This is a genomic window from Methanobrevibacter filiformis, assembly GCF_001639265.1.
Classification (GTDB): Archaea; Methanobacteriota; Methanobacteria; order Methanobacteriales; family Methanobacteriaceae; genus Methanacia; species Methanacia filiformis.
In genome coordinates, this window is record NZ_LWMT01000066.1 from 1 (window position 1) to 21,512 (window position 21,512).

16 protein-coding genes and 6 tRNA genes are annotated in these 21,512 nt (G+C 30.7%); 1 reads left to right on the top strand and 21 read right to left on the bottom strand.

The genetic code is table 11. The annotated features are described in order from the left end of the window. Window positions 1–498 precede the first annotated feature (498 nt). From MBFIL_RS02400 to MBFIL_RS02495, 19 genes are all read right to left on the bottom strand, one after another. A tRNA-Ser gene (locus MBFIL_RS02400) sits at window positions 499–583 on the bottom strand. 197 nt (window positions 584–780) lie between these two features. Then, on the bottom strand, window positions 781–1,089 hold the full coding sequence (rpsJ, locus tag MBFIL_RS02405) for a 30S ribosomal protein S10 (protein WP_066971148.1): 309 nt from the start codon (window positions 1,087–1,089) through the stop codon (window positions 781–783). Window positions 1,090–1,238: 149 nt separating this feature from the next. Beyond that, window positions 1,239–2,474, bottom strand: a complete 1,236-nt coding sequence (gene tuf, locus MBFIL_RS02410) for a translation elongation factor EF-1 subunit alpha (protein WP_066971150.1) — start codon at window positions 2,472–2,474, stop codon at window positions 1,239–1,241. Window positions 2,475–2,991: 517 nt separating this feature from the next. Further along, entirely contained in the window at window positions 2,992–5,184 is a 2,193-nt protein-coding gene (locus MBFIL_RS02415; protein ID WP_066971152.1) for an elongation factor EF-2, read from the bottom strand. A 290-nt stretch (window positions 5,185–5,474) separates the two neighbouring features. Next, entirely contained in the window at window positions 5,475–6,035 is a 561-nt protein-coding gene (gene rpsG / locus MBFIL_RS02420) for a 30S ribosomal protein S7 (protein ID WP_066971154.1), read from the bottom strand. A gap of 4 nt (window positions 6,036–6,039) precedes the next feature. Next, window positions 6,040–6,465: a 30S ribosomal protein S12 gene (locus MBFIL_RS02425; RefSeq protein WP_066971156.1), complete on the bottom strand. Its 426-nt coding sequence runs from the start codon at window positions 6,463–6,465 to the stop codon at window positions 6,040–6,042. A 995-nt stretch (window positions 6,466–7,460) separates the two neighbouring features. Then, window positions 7,461–8,063 (bottom strand): HAD domain-containing protein, encoded by a 603-nt coding sequence (locus MBFIL_RS02435; protein WP_066971160.1) that lies wholly within the window; start codon window positions 8,061–8,063, stop codon window positions 7,461–7,463. 220 nt (window positions 8,064–8,283) lie between these two features. After that, entirely contained in the window at window positions 8,284–8,715 is a 432-nt protein-coding gene (locus MBFIL_RS02440; protein ID WP_066971162.1) for a NusA-like transcription termination signal-binding factor, read from the bottom strand. A gap of 6 nt (window positions 8,716–8,721) precedes the next feature. Beyond that, window positions 8,722–9,021 (bottom strand): 50S ribosomal protein L30e, encoded by a 300-nt coding sequence (locus tag MBFIL_RS02445; protein ID WP_211261690.1) that lies wholly within the window; start codon window positions 9,019–9,021, stop codon window positions 8,722–8,724. Further along, on the bottom strand, window positions 9,018–10,208 hold the full coding sequence (rpoA2, locus tag MBFIL_RS02450; protein ID WP_084266273.1) for a DNA-directed RNA polymerase subunit A'': 1,191 nt from the start codon (window positions 10,206–10,208) through the stop codon (window positions 9,018–9,020). The genes MBFIL_RS02445 and rpoA2 overlap by 4 nt, the downstream gene beginning before the upstream one ends. Window positions 10,209–10,372: 164 nt before the next feature. Then, entirely contained in the window at window positions 10,373–12,976 is a 2,604-nt protein-coding gene (locus MBFIL_RS02455) for a DNA-directed RNA polymerase subunit A' (RefSeq protein ID WP_066971168.1), read from the bottom strand. A 209-nt stretch (window positions 12,977–13,185) separates the two neighbouring features. Then, the gene (gene rpoB / locus MBFIL_RS02460) at window positions 13,186–15,000 is read right to left on the bottom strand and encodes a DNA-directed RNA polymerase subunit B (protein WP_066971170.1); all 1,815 of its coding nucleotides are present in this window, start codon (window positions 14,998–15,000) and stop codon (window positions 13,186–13,188) included. Window positions 15,001–15,215: 215 nt separating this feature from the next. Then, window positions 15,216–16,757: a DNA-directed RNA polymerase subunit B'' gene (locus tag MBFIL_RS02465; RefSeq protein ID WP_066971172.1), complete on the bottom strand. Its 1,542-nt coding sequence runs from the start codon at window positions 16,755–16,757 to the stop codon at window positions 15,216–15,218. 535 nt (window positions 16,758–17,292) lie between these two features. Beyond that, a complete protein-coding gene (locus tag MBFIL_RS02470) occupies window positions 17,293–17,526 on the bottom strand; it encodes a DNA-directed RNA polymerase subunit H (RefSeq protein ID WP_066971174.1) in 234 nt (77 codons plus the stop codon). A 49-nt stretch (window positions 17,527–17,575) separates the two neighbouring features. Continuing rightward, window positions 17,576–17,649 (bottom strand) — tRNA-Lys (locus MBFIL_RS02475). 177 nt (window positions 17,650–17,826) lie between these two features. After that, window positions 17,827–17,898: transfer RNA gene (locus MBFIL_RS02480), tRNA-Asp, on the bottom strand. A gap of 322 nt (window positions 17,899–18,220) precedes the next feature. Continuing rightward, window positions 18,221–18,294, bottom strand: a tRNA-Tyr gene (locus MBFIL_RS02485). A gap of 3 nt (window positions 18,295–18,297) precedes the next feature. Continuing rightward, window positions 18,298–18,372: transfer RNA gene (locus MBFIL_RS02490), tRNA-Pro, on the bottom strand. A gap of 112 nt (window positions 18,373–18,484) precedes the next feature. Beyond that, window positions 18,485–18,558: transfer RNA gene (locus tag MBFIL_RS02495), tRNA-Thr, on the bottom strand. Between the two features lie 268 nt (window positions 18,559–18,826). Between MBFIL_RS02495 and thiE the strand changes: the two genes are divergently transcribed. Beyond that, window positions 18,827–19,462, top strand: a complete 636-nt coding sequence (thiE, locus tag MBFIL_RS02500; protein ID WP_066971176.1) for a thiamine phosphate synthase — start codon at window positions 18,827–18,829, stop codon at window positions 19,460–19,462. Between the two features lie 35 nt (window positions 19,463–19,497). Here the strand turns inward: thiE and MBFIL_RS02505 are convergent, their stop codons facing one another. Together MBFIL_RS02505 and tpiA are read right to left on the bottom strand one after the other, a co-directional pair. Then, window positions 19,498–20,724 (bottom strand): phosphoglycerate kinase, encoded by a 1,227-nt coding sequence (locus tag MBFIL_RS02505; RefSeq protein ID WP_066971178.1) that lies wholly within the window; start codon window positions 20,722–20,724, stop codon window positions 19,498–19,500. Between the two features lie 96 nt (window positions 20,725–20,820). Next, window positions 20,821–21,489 carry a triose-phosphate isomerase gene (tpiA, locus tag MBFIL_RS02510; protein ID WP_157078622.1) on the bottom strand — a complete coding sequence of 223 codons (669 nt, stop codon included), beginning with the start codon at window positions 21,487–21,489 and terminating at the stop codon, window positions 20,821–20,823. Window positions 21,490–21,512: the final 23 nt, after the last annotated feature.

Consider the following 21,512-nt stretch of genomic DNA (forward strand, 5'->3'; position numbering starts at 1 on the left):
TCCTAGAATAAGCTTTCTTACCTGGAGTATCCGCATATTTAGAATGCAAATCACCAAAATCATACCGACTAACCAATTCCTCAATAAAAAAACAAATATGATTATCTGGAATAAAGTCCCTCAAATTCAAAGGAAGTAAAAACACCTGACCAATACTATCTTCATGCAAAACCATAAACACCAACTCAACAAAAACTAAAAAACACTAATAATATATTACACCCCATAATATTTAAAACTAAGCATAACTAAAAAGAATCAAAAAATAATTATTGCACAGCCAATTTAATAAAAAAAACTATTTAAATATGCAATCCATTAGCATGAAGGAGAATAATCTAATTTTAAGTAATAAATGGAGAAAATTCAGCGAAAATTAATATTAAAGGTTAAGAGAATATTGAAAATAAGTAATAAATACAACTATTAAATTAAAATAGCTATTAAAAAGTAATTAAACTAAAATAAACTGTTTATGATTAAAATAAATTATAAAAACGCCAAGACTGGGATTTGAACCCAGGCGAAGAAAATCTTCACAGGATCTCAAGTCCTGCGCCTTACCTGGCTAGGCTATCTTGGCAATGAGGAAATAATATAGAATTATTGAGAAGTATATCTTATAAGTTAATACATATAAGTATATATTGACTTCATTATATTATAGCTATTCTACTTATTAAACTTTTGTAAAAATAAAAATAGCTAAATATTTAACACATTTTAGAAAATGGTTAAATAAAATTATCAGTTAGTAATAGTAACTGCTATAACAATGAATTAACTTTTAAGTTCTATTTCAATACTTACATTGTCTGGAACATTAACTTTCATAACTTGTCTCATTGCACGTTCATCTGCACCAATGCCTACAAGTCTCTTATGAATTCTAAGCTCCCATTTTTCCCAAGTAGCTTTCCCTTCACCATCTGGTGATTTCCTAGTCGGTACAACTAGTTTTTTAGTTGGTAATGGTATAGGTCCAGATAAATCTACCCCTGTCCTTTCAGCTATCTTTTTAAGTTGATCACAAACATATGAAAGCTTCTCAGGATTAGTTCCTGTAAGTTTGATTCTAGCTTGTTGCATTCTCTTCCTCCAAAAAACAAAAATATAATTAACTAAATTAAAATCTAATAAAAATTAAATAAAGATAAAATAGTTATTCAATAAGAATATAGCTATTTACTGATAAACTAAATTATCTTTTAATTAATATTTAAACTTATCTATTAGATTTATTTAGCTGGAACAACACTAATACACATGCCAGCAGCTACAGTTTGACCACTGTCTCTTATAGCGAATCTACCCATAGGTCCGATCTTTTTGTACTCTTCAATAACCATAGGTTTTGTTGGTTTTAGTTTTACTATAGCTGCATCTCCTGTTTTTAAGAAATCAGGATTTTCTTCAGCTACTTGACCAGTTCTTGGGTCTAATTTTTTACTTAATTCTAAGAAAGTACATGCTACTTGAGCAGTGTGACAGTGAAATACAGGAGTGTATCCTATTGTTATAACACCAGGGTGTTGTAATACTTGAATTTGAGCATCGAATTCTTTAGCAACAGTTGGAGCATCGCTACTATGTCCTGCAACATCTCCTCTTCTGATATCGTTTTTACCTACACCTCTTACATTGAAACCAATGTTGTCTCCAGGTTCAGCTTGATCAAACATTTCGTGGTGCATTTCAATAGATTTAACTTCTCCAGAAGCTCCAGCAGGTTCAAATACAACATTTTCTGCTTTTTTCATTAACCCAGTTTCTATTCTTCCAACAGGTACAGTTCCGACACCAGTAATGGAGTAAACATCTTGAACAGGTACTCTTAAAGGTAATTTAGTTGGTTTTTCAGGTGCTGTTAATTCATCTAATGTAGGAATTAAAGCTTTTCCTTTGTACCAAGAAGTATTAGGACTGTTTTCCTTAATGTTGTCTCCTTCAAATGCAGATACAGGTATGAAAGGAACATCTTTATAACCTACAGTTGCAATTAAATCAGAAACAGACTTTTTTAATTCATTAAATTTCTCTTCAGAGTAATCTATAAGATCCATTTTGTTAATAGCTATTATGAGTTGGTTAATACCTAAAGTTCTGGATAAAAACACATGCTCTTTAGTTTGAGGCATGATGCCATCGTCTGCTGCTACAACAAGAACTGCAGCATCTGCTTGGGATGCTCCAGTAATCATGTTTTTAACGAAATCTCTGTGTCCTGGACAGTCCACAATTGTGTATTCGTAAGTATTAGTTTCGAATTTTTGGTGAGCAAGATCAATTGTAACTCCTCTTTCCCTTTCTTCACCTAATTTATCCATAACAAACCTAAATTTGTTTTCTCCTTCATCTAATTGTTGTTCAGCTATTGCACCAGCTTGTAATAACAAATGTCCTACAAGAGTGGATTTTCCGTGGTCAACATGACCTATAAATGCTAAATTAAGATGTTCTTTTGCTTTTGCCATTAATAAAACCTCCAAAAATATCAATTATTTTTAGATTAAATAAAATTTAATATATCCCATTAAATTTATTGAATACAATAATTATACACTTATTAAGCATACACTATTTTAATACCATAAACTTATATTAAGTATACAATATTACTAATATATCATTACATATTAATATATATTACTAAAATTATTAAGTATCATGAAAAATCATGGTTTAATATAACATTTTATTTATATAATAATATTATTTCATATTTTTCAAGTTAAAGATAATTTAAAAGAATTATTTAACTTAATTAAATTTGAACTTACACATATAAATAGCTAATGTTTTTTTTAGTTAAATACTCAATAGCCCAATGAAAATTTAAGGAATGTTAAGTATATTAAATTATTAAAAAATTCTAATTAATTTTCTAACTAAAATTTAATTTATAAATTAATTGTAATAAATCTTTTTATCCCTTAAATATAAGAAAATAAAAAAATTAAGAAAAATTATATTTAGATACCACAAATATGATTATCCAATATAATGATCTGGACCATAAGGTTCTGAGGAAAGACCTTTTCTTTCTCTGATTTGTCTTATGATTTGTTTTTGTAATTCATTAGGTAATCTTTCAAAGCCTGCATTTTCAGTAGACCATAAACATCTACCTTCGGTAGCAGACCTAATATCGCCTGCGAAACCAAACATTTCTGCAACAGGAACCTTGGATTCGATAGCAACCATATCACCATCTTGCTCCATGTCAGCAATTTGACCTCTTCTGTTTTGAACTTCTCTAGTTGCATTACCCATGTAATCTTGAGGAGTACTTATAAATACCTTTTGAATTGGTTCAAGAAGTGCAGGTTGAGCTAACATGATGGAACCAAAGATTGCCTTTCTAATAGAAGGCAGTACTTGTGCTGGTCCTCTGTGAACAGCATCTTCGTGAAGTTTTGCATCAACAAGTTTGAATTTAAGTCCTAAAACTTTTTCATTAGCTATTGGACCATGGTCAAGTGCTGATTCAAAACCTTCAAGTAGAAGCTCACGAACTTCATCTAAGTATTGAATACCACGAGTCATATTTAAAAATATGCTTCTATTGTATACATCCCAAACACGTCGAGCTTGGTCTTTTTCAAGCCCTGCTTCCATGAATGCATTTGCTGATTCTTTACCTTTGACTCGTCCTTCTTTGATTGTATTTTCACCAATTGCATCATATACAGATTGTTCTAAAGGTTCAACTTCTATGTAGAATCTGTTGTGCTTGTTAGGAGATTTACCTTCAACAGGTCCTGCAGATCCAGCTACGGTTTCTCTGTAAACAACAATAGGCTCAGAAGTGGATATTTCTACGCCTTTTTCATTGATTCTGTAAGTTATGATTTCCAAGTGAAGTTCGCCCATACCAGAGACTAAATGTTCACCAGTTTCCTCGTTAATTTCGATTCTGATAGTAGGATCCTCTTTAGCTACTTGACGTAAAACTTCAATTAGCTTAGGTAAATCTTTAGTATTTTTAGCTTCAACAGCTACTGTAACAACAGGTTCAGAAATATGTTCAATCCCTTCAAACTCTTTTATCTTTTTATCCAGGTTACAGATGGTTTCCCCTGCAATAGCTCCTTTTGCACCAGTAATAGCTACAATATTACCTGCTGGAACCTTATCAGTGTTAACTCTTTCAGCACCAAAGAACACACCTACTTGCTGAGTTCTTGCTTTAGCATGAGAACCTACGAGGAATATTTCAGTACCCTTCTCCATAGTTCCACCGTAAACACGACCAGTTGCAATTTCCCCTGCATGTTTATCTACACTAACATTTGTAACCATAACAGCTAAAGGACCTTCAGAAGAAGTTTTTATCATACCTTGACCTTCTTCACTTTCAATATCTCCATCCCATATAGTTGGAACCCTGTAAGGTTGAGAATCAAGAGGACTTGGTAAGTGCTCTACTACCATTCCAAGTAATACTTCAGTAATAGGTACTTTTTGAGCTAATTCTTTTTGTCTGTCCTCATTACAGTAATCAATAATATCTTTAAAGTTAAGACCAGATCTTTGCATAATTGGAACATTGATCGCCCAGTTATGATAAGCTGAACCAAATGCAACACTTCCATCAGCTACATCAACTTTCCAGTTATCCTTCTTATCTTCAGGAGCCATGTTTTTGATTAACTTGTTACTTTCAGCTATTATCTTAACAAATCTGTTTTGTAACTCTTGAGGATCTAATTTAAGCTCGTTAATTAACCTATCTACTTTGTTAATAAATAGAACAGGTCTAACATTTTCTTTTAGAGCTTGTCTAAATACTGTTTCAGTTTGAGGCATAATACCCTCTACAGCACATACAACAACAACTGCACCATCTACAGCCCTCATTGCACGAGTTACATCTCCTCCAAAGTCAACGTGCCCTGGAGTATCGATTAGATTAATTAAATAATCATTATCCTTGAATTTGTGAACCATTGAAACACTTGCAGCATCAATAGTGATTCCTCTTGCAGCTTCTTGCTCATCAAAATCAAGAGACCGTGCATCACCTGCTAACTCTTCAGATATCATTCCTGCACCAGCAAGAAGGTTATCAGACAAGGTAGTTTTACCATGGTCAATGTGAGCTACAATACCAATGTTCCTGATAAATTCAGGTTGATACATTAACTCCTTAATTTTTTCAATCATTTTGTTACGTCTACTCACAACTATCACCTAAATAAGATTTAAAAATAGTATTTACAATAAGTGTTTATTAAAGTTACATATTAAAAATAAAAAATATGTTTAATAAAATTATGATATTATAGATTAAATATAACTATATTTAATTTACATATACACAATATATATTATATAATAGATAGTATATAATATTTACTAAATAGTAAACAATATTTATTTATTATATTAAAACTTATTGATTTTAAGATGTTAATAATAGCTATTAATATAATATCAAAATAGCTATTAATTAAAAATATCAACACATTTAATTAATGTGCAGATCTTGCTACTCTCTCTTTTTCTTCTTTTTTCTGAATAGCGAAACTTCTGGTATCATGTTCAGAAGCAAGCATCAATTCATCAGCTAAACATTCAGCAACAGACTTTTTATTTTTAAAAGCTGATTGCAAAGCCCCTCTAGTTAAAAAACCAAGTGAAAGATCTACTCTTCTTTGAGGAGCAATATCAACAGCAACTTGATAACCAATACCACCATACTTAATTCTTGTAGTTTCTTCTCTTGGAGAAGTGTTTTCTACTGCTTTAACAAGAATTTGAATAGGGTTTTGTTTAGTTCTTTTATTGATTACTTCAAAAGACTCCTTAACAATATTATATGCTTTATTCTTTTTACCAGAGTTTCTTTGAGTTCTCATGATTTTATTCATAAGTCTTTCAATAATAGAAACTTTAGATTTTGCAAATTGTCTTCTAACATGACGACCTAAAGTATGAGGAACTATAGTTTCATCTAAACAAACATAGTTAATTAAACCTAAATCCTCAACTTTGACTTCTTTTAATTCCCATTTATCAAAAATTTGACTCATAAGATTACCTCACAGGTTTTTCTATTTTACCGCTAACCATTTCAGATAAGGCAACATTGTTAACTTTACTTACTTTCCATCTAACACCTGGAATATCGCCCATAGACCTTCCAGATGGTCCACCAATACCTTCAATCATTACTTCATCGTGCTCATCAATAAACCCGATAGCTCCATCTCCAGGAGCGAAAGCTGTTAATTGTTTACCATTTTTAATTAATTGAACACGAACGCACTTTCTAATAGCTGAATTTGGCTGTTTAGCTTCAATTCCTACTTTTTCAATTACAATTCCACGAGCTTGAGGAGAACCTTCAAGAGGATCTGCTTTAACATCTAAACGTAAAGCTTTCCTTTTATATTCTACATCTTTCCATCTAAAATTTTGTCTATTCTTTTTAAGCTTTTTAGCAGCGAAAAGTCCTGGCATATAATCCCTCACTAAATATTTATGAGTAAATTTAATAATAGTTTAGTTAAAATAACATGAAATGGAAAATATCCACTAAAATGTAACATCTAACCAATGATATTCTTAATAAATCACTTAAGATTTGCACACAATATGATTTATTTTAATAAAATTGAATATAAAAAATACAATTATCATTATAATAATTATTATAATATAATCATAATTTATAAATTTAAAAGTGCTGATAATATTAAAACACGAATTTATAAATAAATAACGTTAATCAAAAGTTTTATTAATTAAATCGCACACAAAGATTGAGTTATTGATTAAAAATAGGAATAATCTAAAACAAGAAACTGTTAATCGATTATGACAATATAGTAAATATCAATACTCTTAAAAAACTTGATTAAGTAAATTTATACTAATAGACTATGAGTAATCATGACTATTATAAATATATATCAAAAACATCCTTTATAAAGATTATGTTTTTGAAATAGAAAAAAGAAAAGAGAAGTTAAATTATGATGTAGGATATATGTAATTCAGACATTATAAACTTGAAAAATAAAAATCATTATATTCCATTATACTCAAATTATCCTCTTCTACCTCCTTCTACTATTTTAGTCAAATTGCATACTGAATCGATAAACATTTTGACAATAATAAAGGAATAGTTAGAATACATTAATAAAAATTAATAAAAACATTTCTTATAACTAAACTGATTATTTCATGAAAGCTTTTGATTAAACCTTTGTATCAAGATGAAACTTGAGGAACTCTTTAATTTCGTTTTAAAAAGTTTGTTTCATCTAATTTTAAAAACATGCCACCATTTAAGTGTAAATGAAACAAAATTATTGACATATTTTCACCAAATAAATGTATATTATTAGTATCATTATATTCTACATTATAATTAATATATTTTTTCTGGCACTGTAAACGCATCCAAAAACTTTTATAATAGTTAATAATAACAGTAAATAGTAATAATCCTAATATATTCCATTTAATATTTTTATACATTTATCTGCATCTTCCTTTGTAAGGTATGGAGAAGTTTCAACAAAATGTTCTTTTAAAATTTTATCTATTGTTAAATCATCAATTGCTACATATTCTTCGATTTCATTATTATTGTTTCTCATATATTCTAATATCTCTAACTCTCTTGAAGTGATGAATCCAATTGAACCATCTTCATTTATAAGTTTTTCTTCATAATGTTTTTTTATATTCTCACTTTCTTCATAATCCCAATTGGGAGTGATGTCAATAATATATTTTCCTAAGTTATGTATTTCAAAAAGATCTATAAGTCGTTGAATATCTCCAAAAATTCTCCAATCAGAGGATATGACAATTTTGGCATTTGTAGTTTCAATAATCCTTTTTAATTCACTTACTGCTTCTTTATTCCAATCATAGTAAACAGCTGCAACATCGTATTTATCATAAATGGAATAGTCAATAGATTTCTCTTTTAAAAGATTTTTGTATAATTTAGATATGTTTTCATCATCTACATAATCAAATCTATTTTCTGAGTATGTAGGTTGCAAAACTCCATCAATATCTAAAAAAATTATTTTTTTCAATCTCGATTCTCCTGTTTTTTTATCTAAAATTTAATACACCATAAAACTGAACATTAAATACTTAAGTGTTGTGAATGTATGAAGAAAAATAATAATAGTTATGATAAAAATAATAAAACAAATAATAATTAATAAAAATAGAAATAAAATTAATAAAAAAATAAAATAATTAAATAAGATTTTGAAAAATCTTTGATTTTTCGAAATCAGTGAAATAATATCATCGTAAAATGATATTACTAATATTATGTTGTCTTTTAGCGAGTAATTTTGCTCGTTCTATTGTTTGACCGGCTTTTCCTATTGCTAGGCGTTTATTTTTGCCTTCTGCAATTATTGTTGCTGTTCGTTCTTTGCTTTCTTTTTGAAGAACTTTAATACTTTTAAGTTCTGCTGGAGCAAGGAGATTTGTTAAAAATTCAGTTATATCTTCTGAATGTTCAACTATTTCTACTCCTTTATCAACTGCTTTTTGAACTTTAGCAACACTGGATCCCCCTTTACCAATAGCTAAACCCATATCGCCGTTTTTAACAACAAAAGTTATTTTTGCGTTTTCATCATCGACAATACAGTCTCTAACCATTGCACCAGTCATACTTTCAAACAAAGCAATATATCTGATTTCACTTGCATTGAATTTAATAGACACAGCAATCTACTCCAATATATCTAATATGGTAGAATCTCCTGGATCAATAATTACTAAAGTAGCTACAGTAAAAGGTTTACCACAAACGGATCCTAACTCTACACTTGATCCATCATAAACATACATTGGAATGTCTGAAAGTTTGGAATGATATTTAACATCTTCTATAATCTCATCAGGACTATTTGAAGCTACAACAACAAGTGAGCCTTTTCCCAATTTTAAAGATTGAATTGATTTTTCAGAACCTAATGTAACATTTCCTGTGTCTACTGCTACTCTAATTCCTCTATCTACGTCCATCATCTGCCTCCTTTACGTTTTCTTGGTTTCATCATGACACCGACTGAACCAGTACCAAGGGGGATTGGTTGTCCTATGATGATGTTTTCAATAATACCAGTTAGTTTATCAACTTCTCCACGAATACTTGCATTAAGAAGATGCTTTCCAGTTTCTTCAAATGCTGCACGAGCAAGAACACTAGATTTTTCACCACTGATACCATGACGACCTATGGATTTAACAACCCCTTCATTGGTCATCATATCAGCTACTAACATGATATGTCTAACATCAACAGTCAGACCTTGTTCATTTAGAGTACGGAGTGCTTCATTAATTATAGAATTACGAGCAGCTTCAATACCTAAAACGGTCTCAATTTCATGAATATCATTTGTGGATGTTCTAATTTTATCCACGCCCTCTTGCTTGAGGACTTCTTTAAGATTTGAACCTTCAGTGTGGATGATCCATTCATCCTCTTTTCTTATAATTACCTTTCCAATATTTTTAGCACCACTAATTTGTAAATCACGAACTTTATCAGCTAAAAGTCTAAGTTCTCTGATGCTTTCTTTAGGAGGTTCAAAACTTAATACATTATCATTTATAATTACTTTCTTAAAAGCTTTTTCTACTTTTTCAATAATTTCATCAAAATCAAGTTGCTTATCTTCAATCTTAGCAACATCAAATGTAGCTTCAACTTTCATATCTATGTAGTTAATATTAAGATCAAGAATAATGTCATTCATTGTGCTTTTACCAATTTTATTAGCTAGCTTTTTAACAAATGATTCATCATTCCCATATTCTTCTTCAAAATAAATAGCCATTGTTGGAGTTGAAATCTTTTTTCTTGCATCAACAATTTCAATGAGACGTGGGAGTCCCAGGGTAACATTTAACTCAGCTACCCCTGCATAGTGAAAAGTACGCATGGTCATCTGTGTACCAGGTTCTCCAACAGACTGCGCAGCTACTGTTCCAACTGCTTCACCTGCTTCAACCTTAGATCTTTCATAAGCTTTTCTGACTTTAATGATTAAAGTTTCTAATTCTTTATCACTAAGTTCTCGTCTAATAGAAGCATCAGCAATATCAAGAATATAGCTTTCTGGGAATTCAGCTTTTTTCTTCTTAGCTATTTTAATAACTTTTTCTATTGTTTTTTCCACAAAATCACCCTTTAATAGATAAAATAATATTTACAATGATAAATAAACCAACATTACAAAATAATATTTACAATGATAAATAAACCAACATTACAAAATAATATTTACAATGATAAATAAACCAACATTACAAAATAATATTTACAATGATAAATAAACCAATGATTAGTTTAATTTATTGATAGTTTAATCCATTATTTTTTAATCCTCATTTCATCAATTATTTTATCTAAGTCTGCTGCTTTACCATAATCACTTTTAGCAGGGTCTACACCATCTTCACCAAACATGGTTTGAATTACCATTCCACTGTTATCAGTAACTAAACCATTTTCTTTTACATTAAGATCTTGAAGAGCATTTACAAGTCTTCTTTGCATGTAACCACTTTGAGCAGTACGAATAGCTGTATCCACTAATCCTTCTCTTCCACCCATAGCATGGAAAAAGAATTCTATTGGATCTAAACCTTCTTTATAACTTGAATGAACAAAACCACGAGCTTTAGCACCTAATTCATTTCTTCTGAAATGAGGTAAGGTTCTTTCGATGTATCCTCTGTCAATACGACCTCCACGAACAGATTGCTGACCTACACAAGCAGTAATCTGAGTAAGGTTAAGCATAGATGCTCTTGCACCAGTAGTTGCCATTATAACAGAGTGGTTAGTCATATCAAAGTAACTTTCAGCTATTTCTCCAGATTTATCCCTTGCTTCACCAAGAACTTGCATGATTTTCATTTCTAAGGTTTCTTCTAAGCTTCTGCCAGGTAATGATTCAAGTTCATTATTTTCATAGGCTTCAACAAGTTTATCTACTTTTTGTTCTGCTTCATCTAAGTGAGCTTCAATACGTTCTTTAGCTTCAATAGGAATTTCTTCATCATTAGTACTTGTAGTAATTCCTACTTTCATGATTCCAGAAATAGCTAAACTTGTAGATTGATCTAAGAACTCTCTTGCTGTATTTGAACCATATTCTTTCATGATTTTATCTAAGATTTTACCTGAGAAAGAACCGAATGCTTTTTCATCCATAGCACCAGTTAAAAGTTCTCCATCTTCAATAACAACATATGCATCATATTGACAATCACGCTCTAGACAAACACTACATTTTCTACAAATTTCAGCTGTATACACCATGTTAAGTTTATCAGGTAGAAGTAAGCTGAATATTTCCCTACCAGTCCAATCTCTGTTTTTACGTTTAGGAATTGGCATACGAGCTTTTCTAATAAGTTGTAATGTTTGTTCTTCAGTGAAAGTTGAACCAGTTCGTGTTAAAAGATATGCTCCAGATATGTGATCGTGAATAGCTCCAATAATTGGTCCGCCAAACCTTGGAGACAAGATATGTTCTTGAACTCTCATTAAAGATTTAGCTTCAGCACGAGACTCTTCAGTTTGGAAAACGTGCATATTCATTTCGTCTCCATCGAAATCTGCATTGTATGGAGGACATACACATAAATTAAGCCTAAATGTTTTGTAGGGGAGAACTCTTACTTCATGTGCCATCATAGACATTCTGTGAAGTGAAGGCTGACGATTAAAAAGTACAATATCTCCGTCTTTAAGATGACGCTCTACAATAAAACCAGGTTCTAATCTTTCAAGAATAGCTTCTTTAGTTTCATCATAAACCCTTATTTTACGATCATCTAATCTAATAACATAGTTAGCTCCAGGATGAATGTCAGGACCATTTTCAATGTACTCCTTAATCTCGTCTATATTCCACTCATTTACTTGAACTGGAACTGTAACCTCTTTAGCTATCATTTCAGGAACACCGACTTCATTAATACTAATATTTGGGTCTGGTGATATAACTGTACGAGCAGAGAAGTTAACCCGTTTACCAGAAAGATTACTTCTAAATCGTCCTTCTTTACCCTTAAGTCTTTGTGCTAATGTTTTAAGAGGTCTTCCTGATCTGTGCCTTGCAGGTGGAACACCAGAAGCTTCGTTATCAAAATAAGTTGTTACATGGTATTGGAGAAGTTCCCATAAATCTTCTACAATAAGTTGAGGAGCACCAGCTTCCATGTTTTCAATTAATCTCTGATTAATTCTTAAAATATCCACCAACTTGTGAGTTAAATCATCCTCAGATCTTTCACCAGTCTCTAAAGTAATTGAAGGTCTAACTGTAACAGGAGGAACTGGTAAAACTGTTAAAACCATCCATTCAGGACGTGCTACTTCAGGATTGATTCCTAAGACAAATGCATCATCATTCGAAATTTGTTCTAAGTATTCCCTAACTTCACTTGGAGTTAATTTATAATCTCCTCTGATTATAGAAATAGGTTTATCTATTTTTACTTCTTCCTTTTCAACACCACAATGAGGACATTTATCTTTATGTGCAACATTATAAATTTCTTTTATAATATCTTTAAGATTTTCATTATTAGCTACTAAATCCTTAAGTTTAGCCCTATAATGAGCAATTTCAGTATCATTTAAAAGTACTCTCCCACATTCAGTACATACAGAACGTAGTACTTTGTGAATAGTATCTCCAAAACCAACATGGATAACAGGTCTTGCAAGATCAATACTTCCAAAATGTCCTTGACAGTCTCCACCTTTAGCTCCACATGCCCTGCATCTTAAACTTGGGTCTATAACACCTAAATGAGGATCCATTAACCCATTTTCAATAGGATAACCATCTTCATCATAAGTATCTGGAGTTTCAATCTTAGTTACAGATATCTTCCTAATATCCTCTGGAGACATCAAACCAAAATTAATTTGGGAAATTTGTTTTATTATTCCTTTCAATATATTCGCTCCTTAAAAATATAATCATATGACAAGTTGTAATAAATATCAAGTTGAGTTGTAATGATTGTAAGTTTTAGATTAATTAAATATGAATAATAATGCAATTTAATAATAAATTAATCTAATTAAATTAATAATAACTAATTAATAATAATAATAATATACATATTAAATAATTAATAAGATAAATTAATATAAGATAATAATTATGCTTTATCTTCTAAAACTAGTTTAGGGAATATACATAAACTTTTAAGCTCATCTAATAATAATTTAAATGCATATGCAATTTCAACTGGGAAAGATTCTGATTCTCCACAAATTGGACAGTATTTTTTATCTCTTATTTTATCATGTACTGAAACCATTCCACAATCTTCGCACACAATAGCCCTATAACTATCAGATTCATCTAAAAGTCTTTCTTTAAGTGCCAAAGATGCGCCATGAGCAATAAGACAATCTCTTTCCATCTCACCGAATCTTAGACCTCCTTCACGAGCCCTACCTTCTGTAGGTTGTCTTGTAAGAACTTGAACTGGTCCTCTTGAACGTGCATAAACTTTATCAGTTGTCATATGGTGAAGTTTCTGATAATAAGCTACTCCAACAAATATTTCTGCTTCAATTCTCTCTCCAGTCATTCCATTATAAAGTGACTCACATCCAGCAGCTTCAAATCCATTATCTAAAAGTGCTTGTTTAACTTCCCCTTCTAAATCATCATTGAATGGAGTTCCATCCACTCTTTCACCTTCTAAACATCCTGCCTTACCAGCTACCATCTCAAGTACTTGCCCAACAGACATTCTTGAAGGAATAGCATGAGGATTTACAATTAAATCAGGCACAACACCATCTTCTGTAAATGGAACATCTTCTTGAGATAAAATAAGTCCAACAACCCCTTTCTGCCCATGTCTTGAAGCAAATTTATCTCCAAATTCTGGTTGTCTTGTATCTCTTACTCTGATTTTAGCAAACTTACTCCCTTCAACTGTTTCAGTTAAAAGAACTGCATCAACTATACCTTTTTCACCATGACGTACAGTTAAAGATGTTTCCCTTCTTCTCTCTCCAGACCCGCCAAAATCATCAATTTCTTCTAAAAATCTTGGAGGAGATGTTTTTCCAATTAATACATCCCCAGATGTCACGTATGATTCCGGATTAATTATTCCATCCTCATCTAAGTGCCTATACGCTTCTTCAGATCTGTATCCTCTAACTCCTTTATCTGGAACTTCAAACTTATCTTCTTGACCTCCAGGATATCTTCGCTCAGATGATTCATAGGATCTGAAAAATGATGATCTTGACATTCCTCTCTCAAGTGAAGATTTGTTTAAAATTAAGGAATCTTCCATGTTATACCCTTCAAAAGACATAACACCTACTACAAAGTTTTGACCAGAAGGACGTTTGTCGTAATTGGTTGCATCAATAATTCGTGTTTTAACAAGTGGTGTTTGAGGATGATGCATAAGATGAGCTCTTGTATCAGTACGGAATGAATAGTTAGAAGCATATAATCCTAATGCCTGTTTTGTCATTCCTGCTTCCATTGTATTCCTTGGAGAAGAGTTGTGGTCTGAGAACGGAATAATACCTGCACATATACCAAGCATTGTAGAAGGGTCTATTTCTAAATGAGTATGATGCTCATTTAAATCCTTTAAACTCATAGCAATATATGAATTCTCTTCCTCTTCTGCATCAAGGTATTCAACAACACCTAATTGCATTAATTCATCCCATTTTAACTCACCTTCAGCTATTTTAGCAATATGAGCTTCTTCAAGTAGAGGAACTCCTCCACTAACTATGATAAGAGGTCTTCTAGCTCTTCCAGGATCGTTAAATATATAAATTTCGTTATTATCTTCATAGAAAGTTATATTCATCTCTTCAGAAACTTCTCCACTTCTTCTTTTCTCTCTCATTTCTTGAACAAACTCTAAGGGTTCGTCACAAGTACCAATGAGCTCCCCATTTATATAAATTTTAGCTGCTTTTGTCACAAGATTCCTCCAAAATATAGTTACTTTAATTAAATAGCTTAATCATTATAACATAATAATAACTTGATAATTTTTAATAAATTAAATTATAAATCGAATAATTTTAATGAATTAAGTGATAAATTAAATAAATTTTAGTAAATTAAATAAGTTAAGGAATAATAATCTTAACAAATAAATTTTAATAGCTATTAAATCAACAGCTATTATTTTATTTATTCATTAATAATTCCCATTTCACGGATAACACTTTCAATCTCTTCAGAATCAGATCCTTCAGATATTTTACACATAAGTGCAAGGTTTTTTACCAAACCACAATTAGGTCCTTCTGGAGTTTCATTAGGACAAATTTTACCAAATTGTGTTGGGTGCAAATCTCTTGCTTCAAAATGAGGTTGACTTCTACTTAAAGGAGAAACAACCCGTCTAAGATGAGATAAAGTACCCATGTAACTGGTTCTATCTAAAAGTTGGCTAACTCCTGCTCTTCCACCAACCCAATTACCAGTAGCTATTGCATGTTTAATGTTTTCAGTTAGAACATCGGATCTAACTGCTTGGTTAATCAAAGGCTCCTTTCCTCTAGAAATACTTCTTTCTAATTGATAACTCATATCACGGGTTAAATTTGTAAATGCTACTCTGAAAAGATCCTCCATAAGATCACCAGAAACTCTTAATCTTTTATTAGTATAGTGATCCTTATCGTGAGGTTCTCTTTCTTCATTTATAACCTGAAGTAGCATTTCAGTCATTTCAGCTAAGTATATAGCTTTATTTCTTCTTTTTTCACTTTCAATACCCATATGAGGAAGTAAATATCTGTCAATAATGTCTTCTGCCCGTTTAATACGATATTCTTCGGTCATTCCCTTAGCTACACGATTTCCTATGTATTTAATAGCTGCAATTCGTAAATATTCATTTCTTTCTTCTTTAGAAAGCCCTTCCATCTCTTTAGAATCTAATTTTAAGGCAGGTTCAGATACTTGCATATCATCAGCTATTACCATTTGATAATTAAAATCATCAGAAATAGCTGTGATTATATCTTCATCTGTTGATAATCCTAATGCTCTGAGTAAAACAACTAATGGAATTTCTCCTGGAACATATGGGAAGGAAATTCTTAGGAAAACTCCACTTTTACGCGGTTTTCTATATTCTAAAGTAATCCTTGCTCTGAAACCACTTTTAATAGAAGTAACTATTGCTTTAGCTCTACGATCAATAGTATCACCAAGACGTTCTAAAATAACTTTATTTGGAGCTATTTCTTCCATAGTAACAACTGCTCTTTCAGAACCATTAACAATAAAATATCCTCCAGCATCTTGAGGATCTTCACCTTTTACAACAAGTTCTTCATCAGTTAAACCGTTTAAATGACATGCATCAGATTTAACCATTATTGGCAACTCACCAATGTCAATTAATTTTAAAGGATTTTCTTCTTCCTTTCGATCTAAAGCCATTTCTAAACTTAATTTTGCAGAATAAGTTAAACTTCTAAGTCGTGCTTCACTAGGATAAATAGAAGTTTTTGAACCATCCGCTTCTTTTGCAACTGGAGGCTCTAATTTTAACTTCCCAGTCCGAATAGTGTACTCTCCTTGCTCTATACTAATAGGTTCCGTTATATCAATTATGTTTTGTATACGATTATTAACAAAATCATTGTATGATTTGATATGATGGTCAACTAAATTGTATTTATCAAAAAATGCATCTACCAATCCCCATGTATTTTTCATGGAACTCCTCCAGATTAAATAACAAATATAAAGTTTTCGATTAAATTAAGACAGATAATAATGATATTAATAATATCCAATTGAACAATACTCCACTAGCTAATAAAAAGCACTATGAATAATAAATTAATGTCATATATTTATAAAGTTAAAAACAATAAACATTAAATACTGAGCAAAATTATATTAAAATATTGAATTAAAATTTAATTAAACATTTTAATAATAAGTCAAATTAAATCATTAAAATTAATACATTTTTTAATTAGTGGTCAGAATCATGAATAATTGTATTGTTTTTTATGGTTAATTTATTAAATTGTTTTGATAATCTTATCAATTATTGAAGTTAATTCTAAATTATTAGTTTTGAATATACTATATTATATAACATATAACTATATATACTTTTATCATATACACATATATGTGAAATACATATCACATTATAATTAAATATAAAGTATAACTAAAACAAAATAAAACAAAAATTCATATATACAAATAGCATGTGAAAAATCAATAATATAAAAAATCAGCCATCAACAATTCGATAAGTTACAAAAGTGCCTGCTGTAGAACTCTTTCGTGTGATCTGTAACACATCACCAACTTTAGCATCGATCTCTTTAACAACAGGATCATCTATTTTAATCTTTGGTAATTGTTCTTGAGTAAAATCAGCATCTTTAAAAATCTTTTTAAGTTCAGTTTCAGCCAGAATTTCGTGGTCTGGAACCAATTCATGTTTTAAGATATCTCTTTTCAAACTATTCACTCCAGCTAGAATAATATTAAATAGAATTTAGAATTAGAAACGGGCCCGACGGGAATTGAACCCGCGGCCACTTGGTTAAAAGCCAAGCGCTCTGCCAGACTGAGCTACGGGCCCTTTCAACAATTAACATCAAGATATTATAAGTTTGATTTAACTTATATATAAACTTAACTATTTTACATACATATAATAGTACACTGAAATAGTAATAAATGAAAAGATTAAAGATGATTCCAAAATTAGAATCAATTAATAGCTATTAATCTAATATTTCATAGATTATGAAATAAACGCCCTGGCCGGGATTTGAACCCGAGTCGCGGGCTCGACAGGCCCGCATGATAGCCCCTACACCACCAGGGCAAAAATAATTAAATTGATTGAAGATATAGCTAATAAAGTATTCAACTAATTAGATATAACAATATATTATTCAATTAATTAAAATTTGCATGTGAAAAAATCAACACACAATACAAATGTTAGATATAATCACTTATAAATGTTTCTATTTAATTCTGATTATTAAATAGATTTATCAAAGATATATAACGAATTATAACATTAAATCATTGTATGTGAATGATATTCATGTACACTGAATGTATGTAAATGATACTTTATATACACTAAATGTATATGAATGATATTTTATATACATTAAGTGTATGTGAATTATAAAAAGTCCCGCCTGCCGGACTTGAACCAGCAACATTTGGATCTACAGTCCAACGCTCTGCCAAATTGAGCTAAGGCGGGATATGGGACCACCCGGATTTGAACCGGAGTCTCAGGCTCCCAAAGCCCAAAGGATCGACCAAGCTACCCTATGGTCCCCTAAGATTTATAAAATAGTATATAACACTCTTAATATAAATACTTTATTGAAATTAAAAAGTTCAAGTCAAGAAAATTCATTAGAATTATATGAAAAATCATATGACTAGAAAGCCCCGAACGGGAATTGAACCCGCGACCACGAGATTACAAGTCTCGCGCTCCACCAGACTGAGCTACCGAGGCACTCAATACATATTAAACAAAAATATATCGACAACATCATTTTAGTATAAAGTAGCTTAAATACTTTACTACTATAATTAGGAGCATAATATTTTAAATTAGCAAAATTCAGCTATAGCATTATTAATGTATTAATTATATCCTTTATAAATCTATCTGTTATTCTATTGATAACAAACTTAAATTTAAGAAAAAATAGCTAAATGTTTAAAAGCAATACTAATATCTAAGAATAAATTATTATAAAAAATTTAAAAAAGGTTTAAAAATGAAAAAAAATATTAATTATTCATTATATATGATTACAGATGATAATTACGAAAATTATGATGATTTAAGTAATATTATAACTGAAGCTATTAAAGGTGGAGTTAATATTCTTCAACTTCGTGAAAAATCATCAAATAGTCATGATTTTTACAAAATAGCTATTAAAATAAATGAAATAACAAAACAATATAATATCCCACTGATTATAAATGATAGAATAGACATAGCTCTTGCAGTTAATTCTCAGGGTGTTCATTTAGGTCAAGAGGACTTACCTGCAAAAATAGCTAGAGATATTCTTGGAAATAATAAAATCATTGGAGTTTCTGCACATAATGTTAAAGAAGCTATTAAAGCTGAAAAAGATGGAGCAGATTATATTGGAGTTGGAGCAGTATTTAAAACAAAAACAAAAAAAGACACTGAAAACTTAAGCCCAAAAAAACTAAAAGAAATTACAGAACAAGTAACTATTCCAGTAATAGCTATTGGCGGAATAAATCAAACAAACATTTATCAACTGAAAGATACTGGAATTGAAGGCATTGCTGTAATTTCAGCTATTTCAAAAAGCAATAATGTGGAAAAAACAAGTGAAGAACTTAAAAAAGAAATATTAAAAATCAAAAGATAAGAAGAGAATTTTGCAAAATCTCTGATTTTGCAAAATCAGTGTTTATTAATTGAATCTTTTAAAGCTTCAACTGCAACAAGGCTTTTACCTGCAAGTAAACTTATAGATGCTCCTCCACCACTACTGATGTGATCCATGGACTTATCAAAGCCGTTAGCTACTGCAGCTGCTGCTATATGACCCCCACCTATTATTGAAAAACCATTTGATGTTGCAATCGCATTTAATATATCATATGTACCAATTGCGAACTTAGGATCTTCAAAAACCCCAGCAGGACCATTGGCAAAGATGGTTTTAGCAGTTCTTATAATTTTCGCATACTCTTTAATTGAGTTTACGCCTATGTCATGAATATAGTTATTAGGAATTTTATCTGTAGATACATCTACTCTGTTACCGTCAGAATTTACAGCTACATCAATAGGATAAATAATCTGGCTTTTATAGGTTTTAAATAGCTCTTTAACTTTTTTAACCATATCACAATACCCTTTATTATTTATAAAGTTTACATTAACTTCTCCAATATCTATACCTGCTGCAAGGAGAGTTATGTTAGCTACAAGACCTGTTGTTAAAATAAAATCGGCAGTACCATTTTTTAATACATTTTCCATGACCATTATAGAATCTTCAGCTTTCATACCACCTAAAACAAAAACACACGGCTTTTCAACGTTTTCTAATGAATTTAATAGGATTTTAAGCTCTGTTTCCATTACTCTACCTGCTGCAGAAGGAACTACTTTAGTAAAGCCTACAAGAGACGTATGAGACCTATGAGCTGCTGCAAAAGCATCATTTACAAATATATCAATTAATGGAGCTAATTTTTTAACAATAACTGTTTTTGATTGTTCTTTTGGAGACCTGTTTAATGATTCTTCAGAAAAAAACCTAACATTTTCAAGAAGTAAAATATCTCCAGAATCCATATTTTTAATAGCTGTACAAGCATTATCTGAAAAAATCCCATCTACATAATTAACATCTAAGTTTAAAGTTTGAGATAAAACATTTGCATGTTGAACTAAGGTTGTAAAATCCTTTTTACCAGGTCTACTTTGATGAGCTAAAATAACAACTTTAGCTCCCTTAGTTGCTAACTCCTTAATGGTTCTGGAGTGCAATTTCATCCGAGTACCATCTAAAATAATTCCAGAATTAGGATCTACTGGAGAATTAATATCTACTCTAAGTAAAACTGTTTTATCTTTAACATCAAAATCATCAATTGTTTTAAAATCTATTGGCATCATTTCATCCCATAATATTCTCATACCCTAATGTAGCCCAAGTCATTTGAAGATTAATAGCTATTAAATATCACTAAATTATTGAATCTTACTAACTTATTAAATTTTACTAACTAAATCTAAAAGTGCATCTTTAGGATTTTCAGCTAAAATAATACCTGATGCTAAAAGAACACCTTCTGCACCTAAATCTAATGCTGCAGCCACATCATCTCCTGTTGAAATTCCTGCGCCACATAAAACTTTAACATCTTTGTTTATTTCTTTAACTCTAGACACTGTACCTTCAACTACTTCTGGTTCAGCCTGTGAAACTGATATTCCAGAACCTATTAATTCTGGAGGTTCAACAGCCACAAAATTAGGATTTAAAGTAGCTGCAGCCACACTAGTCTCTACATTATTAGTACAGACTACAGAAAACAAGCCATTATCTTTCGTTTTATCAACAACCTCACCAATATCTGCTAATTCCATTCTTTTTTCAGAATGGTTTATTAATGTTCCATTAGCTCCTGATTCTTTTAAACATTCGAGTAAACTACTTCCAGTATGCCCTCCAGGAGATATAGGATCTATATTTTGAGCAAAAATAGGAATATTCGTTTCTTCATTTATTCTGTAAATATCTGCATCTTGAACAGCTGCTACAAAAGTTATTCCACTTTCATCAGCAACTGATTCTAAAGATTTAGCTAAATTTAGTGCATTTAATCCAGTTGATTCTAAATAAGTCTTAAAATTGAGTATAACAATAGGTTCTTTGATTAATGACATTTAAATCCTCGTTT